Annotated in this window: 19 protein-coding genes; 18 read left to right on the top strand and 1 reads right to left on the bottom strand. The window is 66.6% G+C overall.

Translation table 11 applies throughout. The features are described from left to right. Positions 1-39 precede the first annotated feature (39 nt). The 11 genes from WAT24_RS02515 to WAT24_RS02465 all read left to right on the top strand — a co-directional run bounded on the left by WAT24_RS02515 (position 40) and on the right by WAT24_RS02465 (position 12,048). On the top strand, positions 40-384 hold the full coding sequence (locus WAT24_RS02515; RefSeq protein ID WP_336806242.1) for an NADH-quinone oxidoreductase subunit A: 345 nt from the start codon (positions 40-42) through the stop codon (positions 382-384). Beyond that, positions 381-1,862, top strand: a complete 1,482-nt coding sequence (locus tag WAT24_RS02510; RefSeq protein WP_336806241.1) for an NADH-quinone oxidoreductase subunit D-related protein — start codon at positions 381-383, stop codon at positions 1,860-1,862. The genes WAT24_RS02515 and WAT24_RS02510 overlap by 4 nt, the downstream gene beginning before the upstream one ends. After that, the gene (locus tag WAT24_RS02505; RefSeq protein WP_336806240.1) at positions 1,859-2,788 is read left to right on the top strand and encodes an NADH-quinone oxidoreductase subunit H; all 930 of its coding nucleotides are present in this window, start codon (positions 1,859-1,861) and stop codon (positions 2,786-2,788) included. The genes WAT24_RS02510 and WAT24_RS02505 overlap by 4 nt, the downstream gene beginning before the upstream one ends. Further along, positions 2,785-3,480 (top strand): NADH-quinone oxidoreductase subunit J family protein, encoded by a 696-nt coding sequence (locus tag WAT24_RS02500; protein ID WP_336806239.1) that lies wholly within the window; start codon positions 2,785-2,787, stop codon positions 3,478-3,480. The genes WAT24_RS02505 and WAT24_RS02500 overlap by 4 nt, the downstream gene beginning before the upstream one ends. Next, positions 3,477-3,782, top strand: a complete 306-nt coding sequence (gene nuoK / locus WAT24_RS02495) for an NADH-quinone oxidoreductase subunit NuoK (RefSeq protein ID WP_336806238.1) — start codon at positions 3,477-3,479, stop codon at positions 3,780-3,782. Before WAT24_RS02500 ends, nuoK begins: the two co-directional genes overlap by 4 nt. 8 nt (positions 3,783-3,790) lie before the next feature. Next, complete coding sequence (locus tag WAT24_RS02490) at positions 3,791-5,686, top strand: NADH-quinone oxidoreductase subunit 5 family protein (protein WP_336806237.1); 1,896 nt, start codon at positions 3,791-3,793, stop codon at positions 5,684-5,686. 1 nt (position 5,687) lies between these two features. Further along, positions 5,688-7,175 (top strand): complex I subunit 4 family protein, encoded by a 1,488-nt coding sequence (locus WAT24_RS02485; RefSeq protein ID WP_336806236.1) that lies wholly within the window; start codon positions 5,688-5,690, stop codon positions 7,173-7,175. A gap of 2 nt (positions 7,176-7,177) precedes the next feature. Next, positions 7,178-8,587 (top strand): NADH-quinone oxidoreductase subunit N, encoded by a 1,410-nt coding sequence (locus tag WAT24_RS02480; protein WP_336806235.1) that lies wholly within the window; start codon positions 7,178-7,180, stop codon positions 8,585-8,587. Between the two features lie 358 nt (positions 8,588-8,945). After that, entirely contained in the window at positions 8,946-10,805 is a 1,860-nt protein-coding gene (locus WAT24_RS02475) for an FTR1 family protein (RefSeq protein ID WP_336806234.1), read from the top strand. Next, entirely contained in the window at positions 10,802-11,419 is a 618-nt protein-coding gene (locus WAT24_RS02470) for a cation efflux transmembrane domain-containing protein (RefSeq protein WP_336806233.1), read from the top strand. The genes WAT24_RS02475 and WAT24_RS02470 overlap by 4 nt, the downstream gene beginning before the upstream one ends. Next, complete coding sequence (locus WAT24_RS02465; RefSeq protein WP_336806232.1) at positions 11,416-12,048, top strand: phosphatase PAP2 family protein; 633 nt, start codon at positions 11,416-11,418, stop codon at positions 12,046-12,048. The genes WAT24_RS02470 and WAT24_RS02465 overlap by 4 nt, the downstream gene beginning before the upstream one ends. A 49-nt stretch (positions 12,049-12,097) precedes the next feature. Here WAT24_RS02465 and arsH read toward each other — a convergent pair whose 3' ends face one another. Next, on the bottom strand, positions 12,098-12,901 hold the full coding sequence (gene arsH / locus WAT24_RS02460) for an arsenical resistance protein ArsH (RefSeq protein WP_336806231.1): 804 nt from the start codon (positions 12,899-12,901) through the stop codon (positions 12,098-12,100). A gap of 49 nt (positions 12,902-12,950) precedes the next feature. On the opposite strand from arsH, the gene WAT24_RS02455 reads away from it, so the two are divergent. The 7 genes from WAT24_RS02455 to WAT24_RS02425 all read left to right on the top strand — a co-directional run bounded on the left by WAT24_RS02455 (position 12,951) and on the right by WAT24_RS02425 (position 21,738). Then, complete coding sequence (locus WAT24_RS02455) at positions 12,951-13,265, top strand: ArsR/SmtB family transcription factor (RefSeq protein WP_336806230.1); 315 nt, start codon at positions 12,951-12,953, stop codon at positions 13,263-13,265. Positions 13,266-13,289: 24 nt separating this feature from the next. Next, positions 13,290-13,808 (top strand): arsenate reductase ArsC, encoded by a 519-nt coding sequence (locus WAT24_RS02450; RefSeq protein WP_336806229.1) that lies wholly within the window; start codon positions 13,290-13,292, stop codon positions 13,806-13,808. Beyond that, positions 13,805-14,878, top strand: a complete 1,074-nt coding sequence (gene arsB, locus WAT24_RS02445) for an ACR3 family arsenite efflux transporter (RefSeq protein WP_336806228.1) — start codon at positions 13,805-13,807, stop codon at positions 14,876-14,878. Before WAT24_RS02450 ends, arsB begins: the two co-directional genes overlap by 4 nt. Positions 14,879-15,619: 741 nt before the next feature. Next, positions 15,620-16,897 carry a TolC family protein gene (locus WAT24_RS02440; RefSeq protein ID WP_336806227.1) on the top strand — a complete coding sequence of 426 codons (1,278 nt, stop codon included), beginning with the start codon at positions 15,620-15,622 and terminating at the stop codon, positions 16,895-16,897. Next, entirely contained in the window at positions 16,894-18,222 is a 1,329-nt protein-coding gene (locus WAT24_RS02435; RefSeq protein WP_336806226.1) for an efflux RND transporter periplasmic adaptor subunit, read from the top strand. The genes WAT24_RS02440 and WAT24_RS02435 overlap by 4 nt, the downstream gene beginning before the upstream one ends. Continuing rightward, entirely contained in the window at positions 18,219-21,389 is a 3,171-nt protein-coding gene (locus WAT24_RS02430) for an efflux RND transporter permease subunit (protein ID WP_336806225.1), read from the top strand. The genes WAT24_RS02435 and WAT24_RS02430 overlap by 4 nt, the downstream gene beginning before the upstream one ends. 4 nt (positions 21,390-21,393) lie before the next feature. Continuing rightward, positions 21,394-21,738, top strand: a complete 345-nt coding sequence (locus WAT24_RS02425) for a copper-binding protein (protein WP_336806224.1) — start codon at positions 21,394-21,396, stop codon at positions 21,736-21,738. The last annotated feature ends 9 nt before the right edge of the window (positions 21,739-21,747 follow it).

The raw sequence follows: 21,747 nt of genomic DNA, 5'->3' as shown, positions 1-21,747 counted from the left end.
TACATCTCCCTTTCACTGCGTTTGAAGTGGACTATCGATGTGAACAATGTCGTTTCCCTGATTCTGGTTCTAGCGTGGTCGGCAGGTACTGCAGCGGCACTGCGATACCTGGGGTACGACCGCGCCGTCTCGTACTCGCAACAGGCGCCGTACATGGGCGGTGGGGAGGCAGAGACACATGCATGGCAGCGTTATCACCTGCGCTGCTATCCAATGCTGCTGCTGTTCATCGCCTTCGAGATGGAGATGATGTTCATGTACCCGTGGGCGGTGGTGTTCGTGGCCGAGGGCGGCAAGGCGCTCATGGAAATGGGCATGTTTTTGGTCATTCTCGCCGTCGGCCTCGTGTACGGCTGGCGCGAAGGGATTTTCCGGTGGCAATGAGCGCACGGCGCGCACTCGCTGCGGCCGCACCGGTGGCGGTGTTCGTCGCCGTGGGGGAAGGCACCAGCGATCGCGTCGACGATCTGTGCCTGCGCGCGGAAATCGAGCGCGTGGCGAGCCCACGTCACGCCAGCGTGCTGCTGGTGGCCGGTGGAGTACGAGAGCGAGACGTTGCATCCCTGCGCCGCCTGCACGATCAGTTGCCGCACCCGCGTGCCACGCTGTGCTGGGCCAGCGACATTCCCGCCCACTTCGGCACGCCACGCACGCTGCCGCCGCACGCCGCTCCCGTGCTGGCGTTGCGCGAGTTGTATCGGCAACTGTTGACCGGTGAGCACCCGTCCGAATCGGACCTGCTGCCGGATGAACCCCCCGCGCCATGGCGCGGTATCGGCGAATACGGCCAGGGCGGCAAGGGCATGATGGGTGGCACGCCGTACGGCCGGCCCATGCCGATGACCGACGACGACCTGCGCGACGGCCTCGCGCTCGATGTCTACACGCTGCGGCTGGGTCCGTTCATGCCGACGCTGCCGGCGGGCTTGGTGCTGACGCTCACTCTGCAGGGTGATGTGATTCAGCACGCGCGCATGGAAAGCCCGCCGCTGTGGCCGGCACCGCCTTCGTCACCGCACGCTGCGCACGCTGCCGCTGTCAGACAGGTCGAACCACTCGATGAGTCGTCAATCCTGCACAAACAGGGATCCAGTGCCGCAGCCTCCGAAAGCTCCAAGCTCGGTGATTCCGGCGCGACCGGCTCCTCGGCGGGGCAGAGTGGCCAGGATGACAACCGCTATACGCCCGGCATTGCGCGGACGCTTGCTCACCGCGAACACCAACGCGCCGCGCAGCATTTGCGCGGCGTGGCGAGAATGCTCGCGGTGCTTGAGCTGGCCCCGCTAGCCGAGCGCTGCCGGCGAATGGCGTGCGCCATCCAGCACGGCGATAGCGTTCCGATCGCGCCACTGCGCAAGGCGCTGGTGCGAAGCGGGGCGTTCGCCGCGATTCCCGCGGGGCTGGGCCAGCTCGATCCACCAATGGCGCAGGCCTTGGGCGGCGCGGCGCTGCGTGCGGCCGGCGACGCCGTGGATGAGCGGCTGCACGATCGGGCTTACCGCGAACTGGACTTTCGTGTGCTCACACAACGCGATGGCGACGTCCGCGCGCGTTTGCATCAATGGCTGGACGAGGCCGAACAATCCATGCACTTGGCGAGCCGCGCCGGCGATCTTGCACCCGCCGCGGCATCGCACGCGGATGAGCGGGATGTTGGGCATGATCCGCTGCCGGCCGATGACGCGGTAAACATGCCAGCACCCAACCATGACGCTTTCGCCACCCTGCTGTGCGGCCTGGAGTGGAACGAGGCGATGCTGGTGATCAACAGTTTTGATGTAGCCGCGCTGCGCCGCATGTATCGCCCGCCCAAGGATTCGCCAGAGGAAGCCGGCGCCACCCATCACGGGCACGCAATGTGAGCGCGCTGATGCCCTGGCTCGGCACGCTGGTGCTGCTGGGTGGCAGCGTCGTTTTTGTTGCCGTGATCGATTCGCTGGCATTCGCGCTCATCGCGCAGCGACCGCCGGTCAACCTCATGCGCGACGCGCTGCTGGCACCATGGCGCGCCGTCGCCGTGAGCCTCGTGCGCCAGCAAAACCGCACCGAGCATCCGGATCGCCTCAACTGGGCGCTCGCGCCGGCGTTGTACCTGGCGCTGGCCGGTATCGGGCTGGCGGTGGTGCCGCTGGCGCCGGGCGTCGCGGTGATCGATTCGTCCGCCAGCGTGGTGCTGTGGGGCGCGGTGGAGACGCTGACCGTGATCGCAGTGTTCCTGCACGGCTGGTCGGCCAACGCGCCGCTGCCGCTGATCGGCGCGTATCGCTATGCCGCGATGGGCCTGCCGATCATGCTGCTGTCGATGTTCGTGCTGATCGGCACCGCGCTGCCGGCGCAGTCGCTATCGGTGGCAGATATCGTGGCGTCCCAGCACGACGTGTGGAACGTGTTGCGCCAGCCGCTGGGGTTGTTGCTGTTTCTCTTGCTCGGGCTGTCGCTGAGCCTGCGCGGACCATTCGACTACGCCGACTCGGCGGACCTGGCCGGCGGCACCGCCAGCGAAGTTTCCGGCGCCGCGCGGCTGACCTGGCAGCTGGCGCGCCACGCGATGCTGGTGGCGTTCGCGGCGATGGCGAGCTCCGCATTTCTGGGCGGCTATCTGGGTCCCGTGCGGGCCGGCCCGTGGTGGCTGGCGCTGAAGATGCTGGTGCTGATCACGCTGCTGGTCGGTGCCGGCCACAGCCTAGCGCGGCTGCCACCGTCGCGCATGCTCACCGTGCTGTGGACGGTACTGCTGCCGCTGTCCTTCCTGGACCTGGCGCTGGCCGGCGTGGTGGCGTTGTGGTGAGCGGCACCGACCTGGCGTTCTGGACGCTGGCGGCGATCGCCATCGTCAGCGGCTGGCGCGTGTTCCGCACCGACTCGATGGTGCGCTCGGCGTTCCTGCTGCTGATCTCCTTCATCGCCGTCGGGCTGATCATGCTGCTGCTGCGCGCGCCGTATCTGGGCGTGGCCACGATCTTCATGATGGGCGTGGAGATGATGGTGATGGCGCTGTTCATGGTGATGTTCATGATGAACCCGGCCGGGCTCAACCCGATGAACATGGTGCATCAGGAACGTTTCGCGGTCGTCGCCGGGGTGCTCGCGTTTGCCGGGCTGGCGGCAGCGGTGTGGCTGACCGATCTGCCGCAGCACCCGCTCGCCGCTGGCCGGCCGGTGATCCGCGAGCTGGGGATGGAACTGCTCGGCCGCTCGATGTTGATCTTCGAGACCGCCGGGGTGACGCTGCTGGCGACGATGATCGGCACGGTGGTGCTGTCCAGCCGCAGCGGCCGTTTCGGCCCGGCTGATGCCGGCTCGCTGCCGCCGCCACTGACGCCCGACGGGGTACCGGCGGGGCGCATGCCGGAGAAACGCAGCGGCGGCCATGGCGGGCACGGCGGGCACGCACCTGCGGCGGCGCCTGTAACGGCCGGCGAGCCGGCGCACGGGCATGCAAACGACCACCCGCACCAACCACCGGAGCATCACGCATGAGCCTCCAAGCGATCCTCCTGGTCGCTGCTGCGCTGATCGGCCTGGGCCTGTACGGCGCGCTGTCGCAAAAATCCTTCGTGATGCTGCTGATGGGGCTGGAGCTGATGCTCAACGGCGTGCTGTTGATCGTGGTCGGCTGCTGGTCGGACAGTGCCGGCGGCGACCCCAAGGGCCAGTTGCTGGCGATCATCGTGATGGCGGTGATGGCGGTCGACATGGCGATCGGTTTCGCGCTGGTGACGGCGGTCTACCGCAAGCGTCAGGTCGACGTGATCGAGGGCCTAACGACGATGAAGCACTGATGCTTTGGATGCTGGCTCTGCTGCCGATGCTCGCGGGGGCCGCGCTGTTCGCAGCCGGCTCGGAACGGCGCGGCTGGCTGGCGCTGGTGGCCGGCGCCACCATGGCGGCGATGGTGTTGCTGGTCACGTTTGCCGCGGCCGGAAGCTGGCAGGGCAAGCTGTTGTGGAGCCCGCTGCTCGTTCTGCATGTCGCGCTGACGCCGTTGTCGGCGGCGGTGGCGCTGCTGGTGCCGGCCGTCGCCCTGCCGGTACTGGCGTACGCGGCGTTCCACGAAGAGCGTCCTGGTTTGCGCCGGCTGCTGGCGCTGCTGCTGTTGTTCGTCGGCGCGATGGAGTTGCTGGTGATCGCCGCCGATCTGCTGACCCTGCTGATCGGCTGGGAACTGGTCGGCGCCTGCTCGTGGGCGCTGATCGCGCACCAGTGGCGCGATGCCAGCCGCCCCGCTTCGGGCCTGTACGCGTTCGTGATGACGCGCTTGGGCGATCTGGGCATGTTCCTGGCGGCAATGGCCGCGTTTGCCGGCAGCGGATCGTTCGCCTACGCCGACCTGGCGCAGTTGCACGGTTTGCCGCTGGCGCTGCTGACGTTCGGGCTGCTGCTGTCGGCGGCGTCGAAATCCGGCCAACTGCCGTTCTCGCCGTGGCTGTTTCGCGCCATGGCTGGGCCTACCTCGGTCTCGGCCCTGCTGCATGCGGCCACCATGGTCGCCGCTGGCGCCTACCTCCTCGCGCGGCTGCAACCGGAGTTGAGCCGTGTGGCGTGGTTTGGCCCGGCAACGATCGCGATCGGCCTGACCACCGCGCTCGCCGGCGGTGCGGTAGCCATCGTGCAGAGTCACGCCAAGAAGTTACTGGCTGCTTCCACCTCGGCCCACTTCGGCCTGATGTTCATCGCGGTGGGCGCGGGCTACCCCGCGGTTGCCGTGGCGCATCTGGTCGCGCATGCCTGCTTCAAGGCGCCGCTGTTTCTCGCCGCCGGCATCGCCGGTCAACGGATAGACGGCTATACGCTTGCGCGCATGCGGCTGGGTCGCACCTTGCCGTGGGTGGCAACGATGAATGGGGTGGCCGCGCTGGCGCTGGCCGGCGTGCCGCCGCTGGGCGCGGCCTGGACCAAGGAGGCGATTGCCGCGGCCGGCGGACAGATCAGCCCGTGGCTGGCGGCAGCGGTGTTGCTGGCCGGCGGCTTGAGCGCGGTGTACGCGGCGCGCTTCCAGGGCCTAGCCTTCGGTTTCGGCGCTCGGCCGGTGCAGGCAGAGCCGCCACATCGCATCGAGCGCATGGCGATCGGCCTCCTTGCGCTGGTCACGCTCGTGCTGTCGCTGCTGTGGCTACCGCGCATACGGGCCGCGCTGGGCGAGCTGCTGGGTGTGGCGTGGCCGGCATCGGATGCGCTGGCGCTGGCGGCATCGCTGCTGCTGGCGGCGCTGGGTCTGGCGACCGGCTACCTGCTGGTCCGGCGTCATCCGATGCTAGGCCAGGCTGGAGCGCCGGCCGCCGTGGCTGACTGGTGCAACCTGCCGACACTGCTGCGCGTGAGCGTATCCATGCCGGTGCTGCTGCTGGCCAGCGCCGCCGCGCGCGCGGACGACGCGCTGATCGACGCCGCACCGCGTGCTGTCGCCTGGCTCGGGCGCCGCACGGCAACACGTATCGCGCGTGACGACGATGCCGTCGTCGATCGTGGCGTGCGCGCGACCGAAACATTCACTACGGCGCTGGCGGTGTTCGGTCGTCGCCTTGGCGAACGCATTGCCGACGGCCTGCCGGAGGGTGCCGCCGCGCTGGTGGGCCTCGGCGGCCTCGACGCGCGGCGGTTGCAAACCGGGTTGTCGCAGCACTACGTGGCGATGCTCGCGATCGGCGGCGCGCTGTTGACCGTGATCCTTCTGTTGGGGAGCTGACATGTTGACTTTGGCCATCCTCGTTCCGCTGCTAGGCGCTTTCGCGCTGCTGTTCCTGCCGAACGCCTCCGAGCAAACGACGCGGCGGATTGCCATCGGCGTGGCCGCGGTGCCTCTGGTGCTGTTGCTGATTGTGTGGGCCCGCTTCGACACCGGCGCCGGCGCAGCGGCGTTCCAGCAGGTGGCCACGGTGCCTTGGATTCCGTCGCTGGGCGTGGCGTGGCGGGTCGGTATCGACGGCATCGCACTGGCGATCTCGGCCATGAGCGCCGTGCTGTTTCTGGCGGCGATTGCCTGGCCGGCCGAAACCAAGCAGCGGGCGCGCGCCTATTACGCGTGGTTCCTGTTTCTCGAGGCGGTCTCGCTGGGCGTGTTTATGGCGCTGGACCTGCTTCTGTTCTACGTATTTTTTGACCTGAGCCTGGTCGGCATGTATTTCCTGATTGGCCGCTGGGGCCATGACGACGCCCCGCGCGCGGCGCTCAAGTTCTTCGTCTACACGTTCGCCGGATCGCTGGCGATCCTGCTGGCGATCCTGGGCCTGTCCCTCGGCAGCGGATCGCTGACCTTCGACATGCGCGAGCTGATCGCGCGGCAGCCGCTGGCCGGCATGGATGTGCGCAGCGCACTGGTGCTGCTCGGCTTCGTGTTCGGCTTCGGCATCAAGACGCCGCTGTTTCCGCTGCACACCTGGCTGCCGCCCGCGCACGTCAATGCGCCCGGGCCGGTGTCGGCGATCCTGGCCGGCGTGCTGCTGAAGATGGGCGTGTACGGTCTGATCCGCATTCCGTTCTCGATGATGAGCGCCACGTTCGCCCGCTACGCGCTGCCGCTGGGCATCCTGGCGGTGATTTCGATCCTGTGGGGATCGCTGGTGGCGCTGGGCCAGCAAGACCTGAAACGGCGCATTGCCTACACCTCGGTCAATCACATGGGCTACGCCGTGCTCGGCGTAGCCGCGGCCGGCGCGGTGGCCGGCAGCGACGCGGGACGCCTGCTTGCACTGACCGGCGCGGTGGTTGAAATGGTTGCGCACGGGTTGATCACCGGGGCGCTTTTTCTGATCACCGCGGTGTTCTGGCAGCGCGCGCGCGAGTACGACATGGATGCCTACGGCGGGCTGGCGCAGGTGGCACCGCGACTGACCGCGGCGGCGACGGTGGCGGCGTTCGCCAGCCTCGGCCTGCCGGGGCTGGCCGGCTTCGTGGCCGAGTTCCAGATCTTTGCCGGCACCTTCGCCAGCTACCCATGGCTGGCCGCGATCGGCCTGCTCGGCATCCTGATCACCGCGGCGCTGTTCCTGCAGATGCTGCAGCGGCTGTTCTTCGGCGCCATGCCCGCGCGCTGGGCGGACTTCGCCGACTTGCGCGTGCGCGAGCTCGTGCCGCTGGGCGCATTGTTGCTGCTGGTGGTGGCGATCGGCGTCTATCCTCATGAGCTGCTGGCGGTCATCGACAGTGCCACGGCGACGCTGGTGCGGAGTCGCTGACGATGCCGCTCGGCGACGTCCTGCCCGAAATCGCCGTTCTGGTGACGGCGGTGATAGGCCTGCTTCTGGCCTCGTTCGCGCCGATGCGGCGGCAGTGGCTGGGCGCGCCGCTGGCCCTGATTGGACTGGCGCTGGCCGGCGTGCTGTGCGCGATGCAATGGAGCGGCCAGCCACGGCTGACCTTTTCCGGCACCTGGGCGCTGGACGGCGCCAGCATCGCGGCGCGCCTGATCATTCTGGCGGCGACCGCCATCGCCGTATTGCTTGCTCCAGAATGGTTCCGCCACGAACGCCGGCACGGCGAGTACTACTCGATGCTGCTGCTGTCCGCGCTGGGCGCGATGGCGATGGCCGGCGCCGCCGATACGCTGCAGCTGGTAATGGGCGTGCTGCTGTCGTCGGTGACCGGCTACACGCTGGCCGCCTGGCATCGCGACTGGGCGTTGTCGGTGGAGGCCGGCATGAAGTATTTCCTGATCGGCGCGTTCGCCAACACGCTCCTGATGCTCGGCGTCGCGCTGCTGTTCGGGCTGCTGGGGCGCACCGGTTATCAGGACATGGCAGTGGCGTTGACGCACGCGGCGGCATCGCCGCTGTTGCTGCTCGCGCTGGCCTTGGTGGTGATCGGCGTGGCCTTCGAGCTCGGCGCGGTGCCGGTGCATACCTGGCTGCCCGACGTGGCCGAAGGCGCGCCGGCACCGGCAGCGGCGTTTCTCACCGTGGTGCCGAAGATCGGCGCCGCACTGGCGCTGGCGCGGCTGCTGCATGTGTTTCCGACCGATGCCATCGGCTGGCGCCCGCTTCTGGCGGCGATAGCGGTGGCGACGATGACGCTGGGCAACCTGGCTGCGCTGTGGCAAACCGATTTGCGCCGGCTGCTCGGCTGGTCGTCGGTGTCGCAGGCCGGCTATGCACTGATGGCGGTCACCGTGATCGGTGCAAGCGGGCAAGCGATGCCCGCCTTGCTTTTCTTCCTGGCCGGCTACGCCGCCGCGAACCTGACCGCTTTCGCCGTAGTGGTGCAGTTGCGCGGGCGCACGGAGCTGGCGGACTACAGTGGGCTTGCGCATCATCGCCCGCTGCTGGCGGCAGGATTGACCTTGAGCCTGCTCTCGCTCGTCGGCATCCCGCCGCTGGCCGGCTTCGTCGGCAAGCTCACGCTGTTTCTTGCCACCATCGATGCGGGCTATGCCTGGCTGGCCGTCGTGGCGATCCTCAACACGGTGGTGTCGTTGTTCTACTACCTTCGCGCGATTGCACCGATTTACTTCCATGAAAGGAAAGCCGCGCCCCAGCTTCTTGGCAACTGGGCAGGCAGCGGGGTCATCGCTGGTGTTGTGGCGGTACTGGTCCTGGGGCTGCTCGCGCAGGCGCTACTAGGACACTGGGAGCCTATGGCGCTGCCATGGTGAAGTGGCCAGACCTACCTGATCACGCATGAGTCGCGCTGATCGCACGGGACGTTGTTTTGCGAAGACTAACCTCGGCGCTGGTTTACTCAGCGCTCAACAGTCACGGCGCGTTTAGCACTGGCTGGCACTACCGTTGATGCGCCCCGCATCGGATGCCCTTGCCCCAGCAAGTCGACGAGCCTTGTCGCTGCCCACACCTCGGTTGGCTTACTGTGAGAGGAGAAATGGCTATACTGAAAAAATGATAACGAGTCGCATTTACAATTTCTTGCGCAATGCGGGCCTTGCGGTTGCTCTACTTTGGGGCTTCTCCTCGTTCGCCCAAGACGCGCCGGCGAGCGTGCCCCAGACGTGGCAGATGCTCGACTACCTCGCGATCGATTACGCCGGTGCGGTACGCGATGGCGCAGTGATAAGCGCCTCCGAGTACGCCGAGATGCGTGAGTTCGCGGCCACGGCGCGTAAGCGCATTCAAGCACTCCCACCCACCGTCACCTCATCATCGCTGGCCGAGCAGGCGAACCACCTGGTGGCCGCCATCGACGCGAAAGCCACGCCGACTACCGTCGCCCAGCAAGCTCATGCTCTTGCCGACGGATTGTTGCAGGCTTATCCCATCCCCACAGCGCCGACACAGGCTCCGGACCTGGCGCGCGGCGCGGCGCTGTACCAACAAAACTGCGCTGCTTGCCATGGCTCAACGGGACGAGGAGACGGCCCGGCAGGGCTTTCGCTTGATCCACGCCCGGTGGACTTCACCAACCAGGCCCGGGCCGATCAACGAAGTGCGCTGTCGCTATACGAGGTCATCAGCCAAGGGGTTGCCGGCACACCCATGGCCAGCTATGCGAAGCAACTATCCCTGGCTGATCGATGGGCGTTGGCCTACTACGTAGGCTCCCTTGCCTACGGCGCCGAAGCGACGACCGGTGCGCACGCCTGGCAGCAGGACGCTGCAGCACGCATGCAGATTGCGAGCCTGCAGGATCTGACGCAGGCGCGGGTTGCCGCGTTGACGCCGGCCCTTGGAACCGAGCGTGCTCGCGCCATCCTCGGTTACCTGCGCTCCCACCCGGCGGGCATCGAAGAGGCGCCGCAAGGCCTCGCACTGGCGCGTGGGCGGCTGGCGGCAAGCGTCACGGCCTATCGCTCGGGGGAGCGCTCAGAGGCCGCCAAACTGGCGCTCTCGGCCTACCTCGATGGCGTGGAACCGGTCGAGCCGCAGCTCAATGCACGTGACAACGCGCTGCGCGCAACGCTTGAAACGGCGATGGGGGCCTACCGGACCGCCCTGACCAGCGGCAAGCCTCAGACGGAGATAGCCCAGCAGGCCGATCAGATCGACGCATTGCTGGTCAAAGCTCAAGCAGCTATCAGCACCACGGCCGACGACCCCGTCGCCACCTTCCTCGGCGCCTTCACGATTCTGGTCCGCGAGGGACTGGAGGCGATGCTGGTCGTGGTGGCCTTGCTGGCCTTTCTGCGCAAGGCCGAGCGGCTTCAGGCAGTCCGGTACGTACATGCAGGCTGGGCACTGGCCCTGGTGGCTGGCGGCATCACATGGGCGCTGGCGAGCTATGCGATCTCGATCAGCGGCGCGGGCCGTGAGTTGACCGAGGGGCTGTCGTCCTTGTTCGCTGCCGTCGTCCTGCTCAGTGTCGGCCTCTGGATGCACCAGAAGAGTATCGGCGGACGATGGCAGAGCTACCTGAAGGAGAAAATGGCCGCAGCGCTCAACCAGCGATCGGCGTGGTTCCTGTTCGGCTTGGCGTTCATCTCGGTGTATCGGGAGGTCTTCGAGACGATCCTGTTTTATGCCGCTCTATGGAGTGAGGGCCAGGAAGCCTGGCTGCTCGGCGGCATTGCTGCGGGCGCTGGCGTCCTAGTTGTGATCGCTTGGGTCTTGCTCCGCACCAGTCGGCGCCTGCCACTGGCGCACTTTTTTACCGCGAGTTCCGCACTGATCGCGATACTGGCCATCGTACTCACGGGCAAAGGGGTTGCTGCATTGCAGGAAGCGGGCTGGCTGGCGGTGAGCCCGGCGCCGGTACCGCATGTGGAGCTCCTGGGTATTTTTCCAACGTGGCAGTCGGTGCTGTCTCAGGTCGCCATCGTCCTGATTCTGGGTTTGGGTTTTGCAATCAACGCGTGGCGTAGCCGTATGCCCACGACGCAAGCCGGCAACGTGCTTGTCGAAAAACCGGAGGTCGACCAATGAGTGATTGTGGATGCCACGCCGAGGCCACCAACGAAGCAGAGCGCCGCATTCTGCGTATTGCACTTGCGCTCAATGCCACGATGTTCGTCGTTGGATTGATCGCCGGGCTGGCGGCGCAGTCGATGGGGTTGATTGCCGACTCGCTGGACATGCTGGCCGATGCCTGTGCCTATGCGATAGGACTGCTCGCCTGGACCCGTGACGCCCGCTTCAAGGCCATTGCCGCGCGATCAAGCGGTACGCTGCTTTTGCTTCTGGGGCTGGGCGCCCTGGCAGGAGTGGCATGGCGCTTCATGGCGGGTAGCGCACCGGAAGGCCTTTGGATGATGGCGATCGCGTTGGTGGCGCTGGTGGTCAACACCACGGTCCTGCGGCTGCTGGGACGGTTTCGCCGTGGCGAAGTCCACCTCCGGGCCACCTGGCTGTTCACCCGGGTGGACGTGATTGCCAACCTGGCGGTGATCGCGTCGGGCGTGCTTGTCCTGATTCTGCACAGCGCGGTTCCCGACTTGCTGATCGGCGCCGGCATCGCGGTATTCATCCTCAAGGAGGCGGTCGGCATCCTGCGAGAGGCACGTGAGGCGGCTTCACACGCTGAGCAGCTTCCGCAATGACGCCTTCGTTGCATGACTTAGCCGCTGCCGCTTATGGGGCGGACGTGTGGCTCTTCCGGCATATCCATCCTGCTCAGAGGCCGTCTATGACCATGGCCCGGTTCGCGCGCGTCCTGGCCGATGCTCCCTTGCTGGCTGGCATGGCACTCTTAGGTTTGATGGGGGCGATGCCGCGTCGGTGGCCTCGCCGGATAGTCGTCGACGCGACGCTTGCCATCGCCGGAGCGCTGGTAATGAACCTTGGGCTGGCCTTGCTGTGGCCACGCGCCCGCCCGTTCGTTGCGGGAGTCGGACAAGCATGGATGACGCATGCAGCCACGGGAAGCTTTCCCAGCGACCACTTGACCGCTCAATGGACATTGGCCGGGATTTTGTTACTGCAGCGCTCTACGTATCGATGGGGCGTGGCCGTGGCCCTGCTTGGCTTGCCCATGGCCTGGGCAAGAATCTACCTTGGAGTGCACTATCCCGGGGACATGCTCGGTGCACTATGGGTCAGCACAATGGCCACGCTGACCTTGACGTTGCTGCGCTCACAACGAAGCATGGGCGTAGCTCCATGGGCTTCGGACAGATCGCAGGCAAGGCAAGAGACATGTGCGAAGGCAATAACCAGACCAGGTGAATGAGCAGATGAACCCCTGGCGCCAGAATCGACAAATCACCGGCCGCTGGTAATCATGCGCAGCGCCCTGCGGAGCCGCAGCACGCCACGGCCGACTCGGGCGCCTCGTTTGTGGGCATGACGACGTTGACTGTCGGCACCTCGACGACCGCTGCGGCCGCGGCCAATGCCTTGGCTTGGACGGCTCCCTTGCGCTCGCTATAGCGGCTCACCAGGTAATCGGAACGGTCGCGCACCATCAACGTGAACTTGAACAGCTCCTCCATTACATCGACGACGCGGTCGTAGTACGGCGACGGCTTCATGCGGCCGCTTTCGTCGAACTCCTGCCATGCCTTGGCGACCGATGATTGGTTGGGGATGGCCACCATGCGCATCCAGCGGCCGAGCACCCGCAAGGTGTTGACCACGTTGAACGACTGCGAGCCACCACAGACCTGCATCACGGCCAGCGTGCGGCCTTGGGTCGGGCGCACGCTCCCGTCCTCCAGCGGCAGCCAGTCGATCTGGTTCTTGAACACGCCGGTGACGGTGCCGTGCCGTTCGGGGCTGACCCAAACCTGGCCCTCGGACCAGAGCGAAAGCGCGCGCAGTTCCTGCACCTTGGGATGCGACGCGGGCACGCCGTCCAGCACCGGCAGTTCATGGGGGTCGAAGACGCGGGTCTCGGCACCCAGCTGACGCAGGATGCGTTCGGCCTCAAGCGCGAGCTTGCGGCTGAAGGATTGCGGCCGCAGCGACCCGTAGAGGATTAGGATGCGCGGCGCATGGTCCGCCCCGGATGGCAAGGCCAGCTTCTCCAGCGTGGGGTAATCCAGCGCCTCGGCGGTGACGTGGGGCAGATCCTCAAGCGACATGGACAAAGATCCGATTGTGTTTGTTCAACAATTCTAGCAATATCGAATTATGGAAACCAAGTCTGCCGTGGTTCTGCTAGCCGGCCTAGCCCAGGAGAGCCGGTTGAGCATCTTTCGCTATCTAGTCACCTGCGGACCGGACGGGGCCGTGGTCGGCGCCATTGGCGAGCACGTGGGACTCGGTGGCTCGACCCTGTCGTTCCACCTCAAAGGGCTGGTGCATGCGGGTCTGGCCGAATCTTTTTCGGAAGGCCGCTACGTCCGCTACCGCGCCGACTTCGAAACCATGCAGCACCTGATCGACTACCTCACCGCTCACTGCTGTGCGGGACAGCCGGCCCAGTGCGGTCTCGTGCGTGCCTGATCCTTTTCCTCACGAGACTTCGCCATGCACCCGTGTCGCGTCCTCTTCATCTGCACCGGCAATTCCGCCCGGAGCATCCTGTCGGAAGCCACCCTCAACCACCTGGGCAAGGGCCGGTTCGTTGCCCTTAGCGCCGGCAGCAAGCCCACCGGCCAGGTGAATCCCTATGCACTGGAGCAGCTGGCCGGCGCTGGCATGCCCATCGATGGCCTGTCGAGCAAGTCCTGGGACGAGTTCGTGGGCGAGCAGGCGCCACCGTTGGATATCGCCATCACGGTGTGCGACGCCGCGGCCAGCGAGCCGTGCCCGGTGCTCTTTGGCGATTTCGTGCGCACCCATTGGGGTTTGCCCGATCCGGCTGCAGCCGAAGGCAGCCCTGCCGCGATTCGCGCAGCATTTCACCAGGCGCACGCGGTGATCACCCGCCGGATCATGGCGCTGCTCAACCTGCCGGTCGAAACCCTGAGCCCCAAAGAGCTGAAGTCTGCGCTGGATGGTATCGGGGCGCTGACGGGTGACGGCGGCAGCGAGGCTGCGGCATGAGCCAGGTTGCCACGATCGACCAGGCGCCGGCCGAGGCACCGGGGATCGGCTTCTTCGAGCGCTACCTCACACTGTGGGTGGCCTCGTGCATCATTACGGGCACCCTTCTCGGCCATCTGCTGCCTGGCACGTTCGAGGCCATCGGGCACATGGAAATCGCCCAGGTCAACCTGCCCGTAGCCGGCCTCATCTGGTTGATGATCATCCCAATGCTTCTGAAGATCGACTTCGGCGCCCTGGCGGACGTGCGTCGTCAATGGAAGGGCATCGGCGTGACGCTGTTCGTCAACTGGGCGGTGAAGCCGTTTTCGATGGCCCTGCTGGGCTGGATTTTCGTGCGCCACGTGTTCGCCGCCTATCTGCCGGCCGGGCAGCTCGACTCCTACATCGCCGGCCTGATCCTGTTGGCGGCTGCGCCATGCACCGCCATGGTTTTCGTCTGGAGCAACCTGTGCAACGGCGAGCCCAACTTCACGCTGAGCCAGGTCGCGCTCAACGACGCCATCATGGTGGTCGCGTTCGCGCCCATCGTGGCGCTGCTGCTGGGCCTCTCCTCGATCACCGTGCCATGGAACACGCTGTTGCTGTCGGTCTTGCTCTACATCGTGGTGCCGGTGGCGATCAGCCTCGCCTTGCGGCGGACTCTGCTGGCCCGTGGCGGCATGGCTAGATTGCAGGCGGTGCTGCGCCGTCTCGGTCCGGTGTCGCTGCTCGCACTGCTGGCCACGCTGGTGCTGTTGTTCGGTTTCCAAGGACAACAAATCCTGGCGCAGCCAGCGGTCATCGCGATGTTGGCGGTCCCCATCCTGATCCAGGTGTATTTCAACGCCGGCCTGGCGTACTGGCTCAACCGGCAGCTCGGCGTGCCGCACTGCGTGGGCGGTCCCTCTGCACTGATCGGCGCCAGTAACTTCTTCGAGCTGGCCGTGGCCGCGGCCGTGGGCCTGTTTGGCGTGCATTCCGGGGCCGCCCTGGCTACCGTCGTCGGCGTGCTGATCGAAGTGCCGGTCATGCTTTCCGTCGTGCGCATCGTCAATCGATCGCGCGGCTGGTACGAGGCCCGGGGCTGACCGGGTGGCGGGAGGTGGCGCCGCCGGCAGAATCGAAGGCGGCCTTCATCACGCGCTCCCGTGAGGGCTCAGCATGCCGGGATCAAGCCGTGAATTCTCGTGCTGGTTGATCCCAGGAACGCGACTGGACAACAAGCGACGTGTGCCATGAATGGGTGGCATGCGCTTGCTTTTCAGGTTCAGGCATCTGCGGCCTGGCTGCGTCAATCGGTGCGATGTCGACGTGATAGCATTTGACGTATGCGCCGCACGCATACCTTCCACCCCCGTCTTCGTCGCCGCCTCACCTGGCTGGTGATGCTGGCACTCCTGTGGCAACAGGTAGCACTGGCGGCGTATGCCTGTGGGATCGCGCCGCCAGAGCATGCGGCGACTGCCGTATCCGTCTCCAAGGGGACGGGCATGGGCATGGACGACACCTGTGCGCAGGGGATGGTGCAAGCGCCATCAACCAAGCACCCCCTCTGCCAGGCGCATTGCCAACCTGACCGTACCACCCAGCCGGATGCGCGAGCAGGCACGGTCCCGCCAAGTCTGTTTGCAGCCTTGCCAGCAGTCTCGCCATCGCTACGCCTGGTGCAAGTCACTACCAGAGCGCCCGAGCGACTCGAACGCTTGCGAGCGCCGCCACCACCGGTTTCCCTCCTGTTCTGTTCGCTCCTGATCTAGGCCGCAGCTGACCCGTGCTGCGTGCTCGTGCCGTGTGCGCGAGACATCCTCGATCCCAAGGAGTGCTTCTCCATGCTTCCCCTATCCCTTGCCCGACGCACGGTTGCGTCGGGTCTGGCCGTTGCCCTTGCGTGGGCGACGGTCTCGGCTGCATATGCCGCCGAACGCCCGCTTTCACTGGAAGACGCGATTGCTCGCGGCCTCCAGCAGGCACCGCTGCTCGATGCCCACCATGCACACATCACGGCCATGCAGGAGGAACTGGCGCGCGCAGGGCGCTTGCCCGATCCGACGCTGAGCGTTGGGCTATCGAACTATCCGGTCACCGATCCGGGCGCCTTCAGCCTTCACTCGGACACGATGACCATGCGCACGATTGGCATCACCCAGGCCATTCCCTCGCATGCCGCACGCGATGCCGAACGCGCGCTGGCCCAGGCGCGCGAGAGCGACGCGATGGCCGAACACGCTGCGACGGTGCAGAGGGTGCAGGAAGGCGTCGCCGACGCGTGGATCGGTTTGTGGGCGGCCGAACAAGAAATGGCGCTGCTACGCGATCTGCGCCAGGAAGGCGAATTGGCCGTGCAACTGACGCAGGCCCGCTTGCGCGGCGGCGAAGGCAGCGCCGCCGACGCGCTGGCAGCGCGCGCGGCGGTCGACACGCTCGACAACCAGCTTGAACAGGCATCCGCCGATCTTGCTTCCGCCCAGGCCGGGCTGCTTCGGTGGCTACCGGATGCCGCTGAGGTAACGCTCGCCGATGCGCCCGACTTCGGCACATTGCCGTTCGATCAACGGCTGCTGTACCAGACCATCGACCGGCAGGCGCCCATGCAGCAATGGGCGACCCGCGAACGGGTCGCCCAGGCCGACCTGGAACAGGCGCGCGCAGCGAAACACCCGGACTGGAGCGTGAGCCTGATGTACGGCAAGCGCGCGCCCTACCTTTCGGACATGGTGTCGCTGCAGGTTGGCGTGAGCCTGCCGCTGTTCACCCGCAACCGGCAAGATCGCGGCATCAGCGCCAAACAGGCGCAATCGGATGCCGTGCAGTTCCAGCATGAAGATGCGCGGCGGGTGCAGCGCGAGACCCTGGCACGGACACTCGCCGCTTGGCAGGGATGGAGCCAACAGATCGTCCGCGATGACGAAAGCCTGCTCCCGTTGGCGCGCGATCGTGCGCGCACGGCGTTGGCTTCCTACCGCGGTGGCGGCGCTTTGCAGCCGTGGCTGGACGCGCGTCGCGACGAAATCGAGTTGCGGCTTACCTACGTCCGGGCATTGGCCCAACGCGCCCAGCTGTGGGCATCGCTTGCCTATCTGTTGCCCCGCCAGGAGGTTTCTCCATGACGCCCGTGAATACGAATCCCGTGCCGCGGTCGCGCGCAAAGCACCTCCTGCTTGTCTTGGCACTGATCGCAGTCGGGGCCGCGCTGGTTGCGATCGGCTACCTGAGCGGTCGTTCGCAGACGACACACCAGGCAATGACGAAGGCATTTACGAAAAAGCCGGCCAAGGAGGACCGCAAGATCCTGTACTGGTACGACACCATGGTGCCGCAGCAGCATTTCGACCACCCAGGGCTCTCGCCGATGGGCATGCAGATGGTGCCCAAGTACGCCGATGAGGGGAGCACCGACAAGGGCGTAGTGCACATCGACCCGGCCACCGTGCAAAACCTCGGGGTGCGCACCGCTAAGGTAGAACGGCGCACGCTGGCCGATGCCATCGAGGTACCCGGCACGGTCAGTTGGGACCTGCGCCAGGCTACAACGCTGAGCGCTCGTGTCGATGCCGTCGTGCAGAAGCTACACATCAAGGCCCCCTACACGCGCGTAACCAAGGGTGAGCCACTGGCCGAGCTGCTCGCGCCTCAGTGGAACAGCGCCCTTGCCGAGTACCGCGCTTTGCAACAGGCGACATCGGCCGACGCCAGGGCGCTACGCGATGCCGCGCGCGCCCGGCTGCGCGTACTGGGCTTGAGCGATGCGGATGTACGTTCGGCCTTGCATGGCAACGATGGGACGATCACGCTGCACGCGCCGCAGGACGGCGTCGTCGCCACCCTGGACGTGCGCGAGGGCCAGCGTGTGGGCGCCGGCCAGACGCTGATGACGCTCAATGGCCTGGCCACCGTGTGGATCGAGGCGGCCCTGCCACAAGGCGTGGCCGGCACCGTGCGAGCCGGCACGCCAGTCACCGTCACCCTGGATGCGGTGCCCGGACGCAGCTTCGACGGCGAAGTGGAAACGCTGCTGCCGGACGTGGACAACGCCACCCGCACGCAGCGGGCACGCATCGTGATCGACAACGCCGATGACGCATTAAGCCCTGGCATGTTCGCCACGGTGCACCTCAAGCCCGCCGAGGGTGAAGCACACCCGGTGGTGCCGGACGAGGCCTTGATCGCCGCCGGCATCGACAACCGGGTCATCCTGGCGGAAGGGAACGGGCGTTTCCGCGCCATGCCCGTGCGTACCGGGCGTTCGGCAGGCGGTCTCACCGAGATCGTCGCCGGCCTGCACGGCGGCGAGCAGGTGGTTGTCTCGGGGCAATTCCTGATCGATTCCGAAGCGAGCCTGTCCGGTGCGCTGGAGCGGCTGGATGGCGAAGCGAAGCCGGCACCCGCCACCAGTGCCGCGATGTCCGGCATGCCGATGGGAGACCATCCATGATCGGCGCGTTGATCCGCGCAGCAATCAGGCATCGCCTGTTCGTCCTGCTTGCTGCGCTGGCGCTGGCGCTGGCCGGCGTGTTCGCTGCACTGCACACGCCAATCGACGCGCTGCCCGACCTGTCCGACACGCAGGTGATCATCCGCACACCGTGGGCCGGGCAATCCCCACAAGTGGTCGAGGACCAGGTTACCTACCCATTGGCGACCACCATGCTCTCGGTGCCCGGTGCCCGGACGGTGCGCGGCTACTCGTTCTTCGGCGACTCCTACGTCTACGTGCTGTTCAACGACAAGACGGACCTGTATTGGGCGCGCTCGCGCGTGCTCGAATACCTGAGCCAGGTGCGCACTAGCCTGCCGTCGGACGTCAATCCGGCGCTCGGCCCGGACGCCACCGGCCTGGGCTGGATTTACGAGTACGCGTTGGTCGATCGGACCGGGCGGCACGACCTGGGCCAGTTGCGTGCCTTGCAGGACTGGTTCCTGCGCTACCAGCTGAAGACGGTGCCGGATGTAGCCGAAGTGGCGAGCCTGGGCGGCATGGAGCGCGCCTGGCAGGTCGTGCCCGATCCACAGGCGTTGGCGGCACGCGGCATCACTGTGCAGCAACTGGTCGATGCCATCACCACAGCCAATGGCGCCAATGGCGGTTCGGTGATCGAACAGGGCGAAGCCGAGTTGATGGTCCGCAGCGAGGGCTACCTCACGACCCGGGAGGCGTTCGAGAACGTGCCGATCACCGCCAATGCCAACGGCGTCCCGGTACTGCTGCGCGAGGTGGCCACCGTGCGCCGGGGACCGACGTTCCGTCGCGGCATCGCCGAGCTGGACGGCCAGGGCGAAGTGGCCGGCGGCGTGGTTGTGTTGCGTTCGGGCAAGAACGCCAAGGTGGCTATCGCAGCCGTGAAGGCCAAGCTCGCCACGTTGAAACGCAGCCTGCCGGCGGGCGTGGAAATCGTGCCTACCTACGACCGTTCGCAGCTGATCGATGCGGCGGTAGAAAACGTGTGGGGCAAGCTGCTGGAAGAGTTCCTGGTGGTCGCGCTGGTCTGCGCCTTGTTCCTGGGGCACCTGCGTTCGGCGCTGGTGGCGGTGGTGACCCTGCCGCTGGGGGTGCTGGCCGCTTTCATCGTGATGGACCTGCAGGGCGTGTCGGCCAACCTCATGTCGCTGGGCGGGATCGCCATCGCCATTGGCGCCATGGTCGATGCGGCGATCGTGATGATCGAGAACGTCCACAAGCACCTGGAGCAGTGGGGCGCCACCCATGAAGGGAGCGAACCGCGGGGTGGCGAGCGTTGGTCGCTGGTGGCCGCGGCCAGCGCTGAGGTCGGCCCGGCGCTGTTCGTTAGCCTGCTGATCATTGCGCTGTCGTTCGTGCCGGTGTTTGCCCTGCAGGGCCAGGAAGGCAAGCTGTTCTCGCCGCTGGCCTTCACCAAGACCTATGCGATGGCAGCCGCCGCCGGCCTGGCGGTGACGCTGGTGCCGGTGCTGATGGGCTACCTGGTACGCGGACGCATCCGCGCCGAACATGAGAACCCACTCAACCGCCTGCTTGTCCGCGGCTACCGGCCGGTGCTCGAAGCGGTGCTGCGCTGGCCCAAGGCCACGCTCGCGCTGGCGGGGGTGCTGCTCATCAGCGCGTTCGTGCCGCTCACGCAGCTCGGCAGTGAGTTCATGCCGGCGATGGACGAGGGCACCCTCCTCTACATGCCCACCGCCCTGCCCGGCCTGTCGGCGGGCAAGGCGGCGCAGTTGCTGCAGCTGACCGATCGCATGATCAAGACCGTCCCGGAAGTGGCGCATGTCTTCGGCAAGGCCGGCCGCGCCGAGACGGCCACCGACCCGGCGCCACTGGAGATGTTCGAGACCACCATCATCTTCAAACCGAAGGACCAATGGCGCCCGGGCATGACCATGGCGAAGATCAAGGACGAGCTCAACCAGGCGGTGCGCGTGCCCGGCCTGACCAACCTGTTCGTGCCGCCAATCCGTAATCGGATCGATATGCTCTCCACGGGCATCAAGAGCCCAATCGGCATCAAGGTGCTGGGCACCGACCTGGCGACCTTGCAGCAGGTGGCCGACCAGATCGAAACGCTGGCCGGAGATGTGCCAGGCGTCAGCTCGGCCATCGCCGAGCGGCCCACCAGCGGCCGCTATGTGAACGTGCACGTGCGACCCGTCGACGCGGCACGCTACGGCCTGACCCAGGCACGCGTGCAGCAGTTGGTGGCCACGGTGGTCGGTGGCGATCCGGTCGGCCAGACGATCGAGGGACGCGAGCGCTACCCCATCGTCGTGCGCTATCCGCGGGCTGAGCGCGATTCAGTGGCCGCACTTCGCCAGCTGCCGATCGTGGCGGCCAATGGCGCGCAGCTCACGCTCGGCCAGGTGGCTGATGTCACGCTCACGCCCGGCCCCTCGATGCTCAAGAGCGAGGATGGCCAGCTGGCAACCTACGTCTACGTCGACACCGACGGCACAGACCTGGGCACCGTGGTGGACCGCCTGCAGCAGGCGGTCGCGCAGAAGATCGCGCTGCCGCCGGGCGTCACTGTGGCCTGGTCGGGCCAGTTCGAATTTCTTGCCAGCGCCCTGCAACGGCTCAAGCTGGTGGTGCCGATCGCACTGGCGATCATCTTCGGGCTGATCTACATGGTGTTCCGGCGCGCCAGCGAGGCAGCGCTCATCATGCTGAGCGTGCCGCTGGCGCTGGTCGGCGGCCTGTGGCTGATCTGGCTGCTGGGCCATGCCGTGTCGGTGGCGACCATCATCGGCTTCATCGCGCTGGCCGGCGTGGCGGCCGAGTTCGGGGTAGTGATGCTGCTGTACCTGCGCCAGGCATGGGATCGCCAGCTCGCGCTCGATCCACAGGCAGGCCCCGCGGCCCTGGACGACGCCATCCGCGAAGGCGCCGTGCAGCGGGTGCGGCCCAAGGCCATGACGGTTGCCGTGATCCTCGCCGGCCTGTTTCCCATCCTGCTCGGCCATGGCGCCGGTTCCGAAGTCATGCAACGCATCGCCGCACCGATGATCGGCGGCATGCTCACCGCACCCCTGCTCTCGATGGTGGCGCTGCCGGCCGCCTTCCGCCTGCTCGTCCTGCACCGCCTGCACCGGAAGCCCGGCACGCGCGCCTCTTCCAACCCGCAAGGAGACTGAACACATGAAACTCACCCTGATGACCCTGTGCCTGGTGGGCACGTTCGCCATCGCGCCGGCCTTCGCCGGTCCACTGCAGACGAACCCCAACATGCCCGGTATGCAGCACGACGCGGCCGAACCGGCCGAGGCGCAGGCGGTCGGCGTCGTCAGAGCCGTCGATACCCACGCAGGCACCATCACGCTCCAGCACGAGGCGATCCCGGCGATTGGCTGGCCGGCGATGACCATGCCCTTCCATGCCTCTTCCGAGATCCTCAAGCAGGCCAAGATCGGCCAGAAGGTGCATTTCACGCTGCACCCGGATGGCACGCGCAGCGAAGTGACGGCACTGAAGCCAGTACAGTAACGGAGGGCG

It is taken from the genome of Fulvimonas yonginensis (assembly GCF_037137055.1).
GTDB lineage: Bacteria > Pseudomonadota > Gammaproteobacteria > Xanthomonadales > Rhodanobacteraceae > Frateuria_A > Frateuria_A yonginensis.
This window is presented reverse-complemented; position numbering and strand designations above follow the sequence as displayed.

Coding starts and splice junctions, on each gene's coding strand:
- WAT24_RS02435 (WP_336806226.1), top strand. CDS start 16,894: ATGACGCCCGTGAATACGAATCCCGTGCCGCGGTCGCGCGCAAAGCAC.
- WAT24_RS02490 (WP_336806237.1), top strand. CDS start 3,791: ATGCTGGCTCTGCTGCCGATGCTCGCGGGGGCCGCGCTGTTCGCAGCC.
- WAT24_RS02430 (WP_336806225.1), top strand. CDS start 18,219: ATGATCGGCGCGTTGATCCGCGCAGCAATCAGGCATCGCCTGTTCGTC.
- nuoK (WP_336806238.1), top strand. CDS start 3,477: ATGAGCCTCCAAGCGATCCTCCTGGTCGCTGCTGCGCTGATCGGCCTG.
- WAT24_RS02485 (WP_336806236.1), top strand. CDS start 5,688: ATGTTGACTTTGGCCATCCTCGTTCCGCTGCTAGGCGCTTTCGCGCTG.
- WAT24_RS02470 (WP_336806233.1), top strand. CDS start 10,802: ATGAGTGATTGTGGATGCCACGCCGAGGCCACCAACGAAGCAGAGCGC.
- WAT24_RS02450 (WP_336806229.1), top strand. CDS start 13,290: ATGCACCCGTGTCGCGTCCTCTTCATCTGCACCGGCAATTCCGCCCGG.
- WAT24_RS02465 (WP_336806232.1), top strand. CDS start 11,416: ATGACGCCTTCGTTGCATGACTTAGCCGCTGCCGCTTATGGGGCGGAC.
- arsH (WP_336806231.1), bottom strand. CDS start 12,901: ATGTCGCTTGAGGATCTGCCCCACGTCACCGCCGAGGCGCTGGATTAC.
- WAT24_RS02510 (WP_336806241.1), top strand. CDS start 381: ATGAGCGCACGGCGCGCACTCGCTGCGGCCGCACCGGTGGCGGTGTTC.
- WAT24_RS02425 (WP_336806224.1), top strand. CDS start 21,394: ATGAAACTCACCCTGATGACCCTGTGCCTGGTGGGCACGTTCGCCATC.
- WAT24_RS02440 (WP_336806227.1), top strand. CDS start 15,620: ATGCTTCCCCTATCCCTTGCCCGACGCACGGTTGCGTCGGGTCTGGCC.
- WAT24_RS02475 (WP_336806234.1), top strand. CDS start 8,946: ATGCTCGACTACCTCGCGATCGATTACGCCGGTGCGGTACGCGATGGC.
- WAT24_RS02455 (WP_336806230.1), top strand. CDS start 12,951: ATGGAAACCAAGTCTGCCGTGGTTCTGCTAGCCGGCCTAGCCCAGGAG.
- arsB (WP_336806228.1), top strand. CDS start 13,805: ATGAGCCAGGTTGCCACGATCGACCAGGCGCCGGCCGAGGCACCGGGG.
- WAT24_RS02480 (WP_336806235.1), top strand. CDS start 7,178: ATGCCGCTCGGCGACGTCCTGCCCGAAATCGCCGTTCTGGTGACGGCG.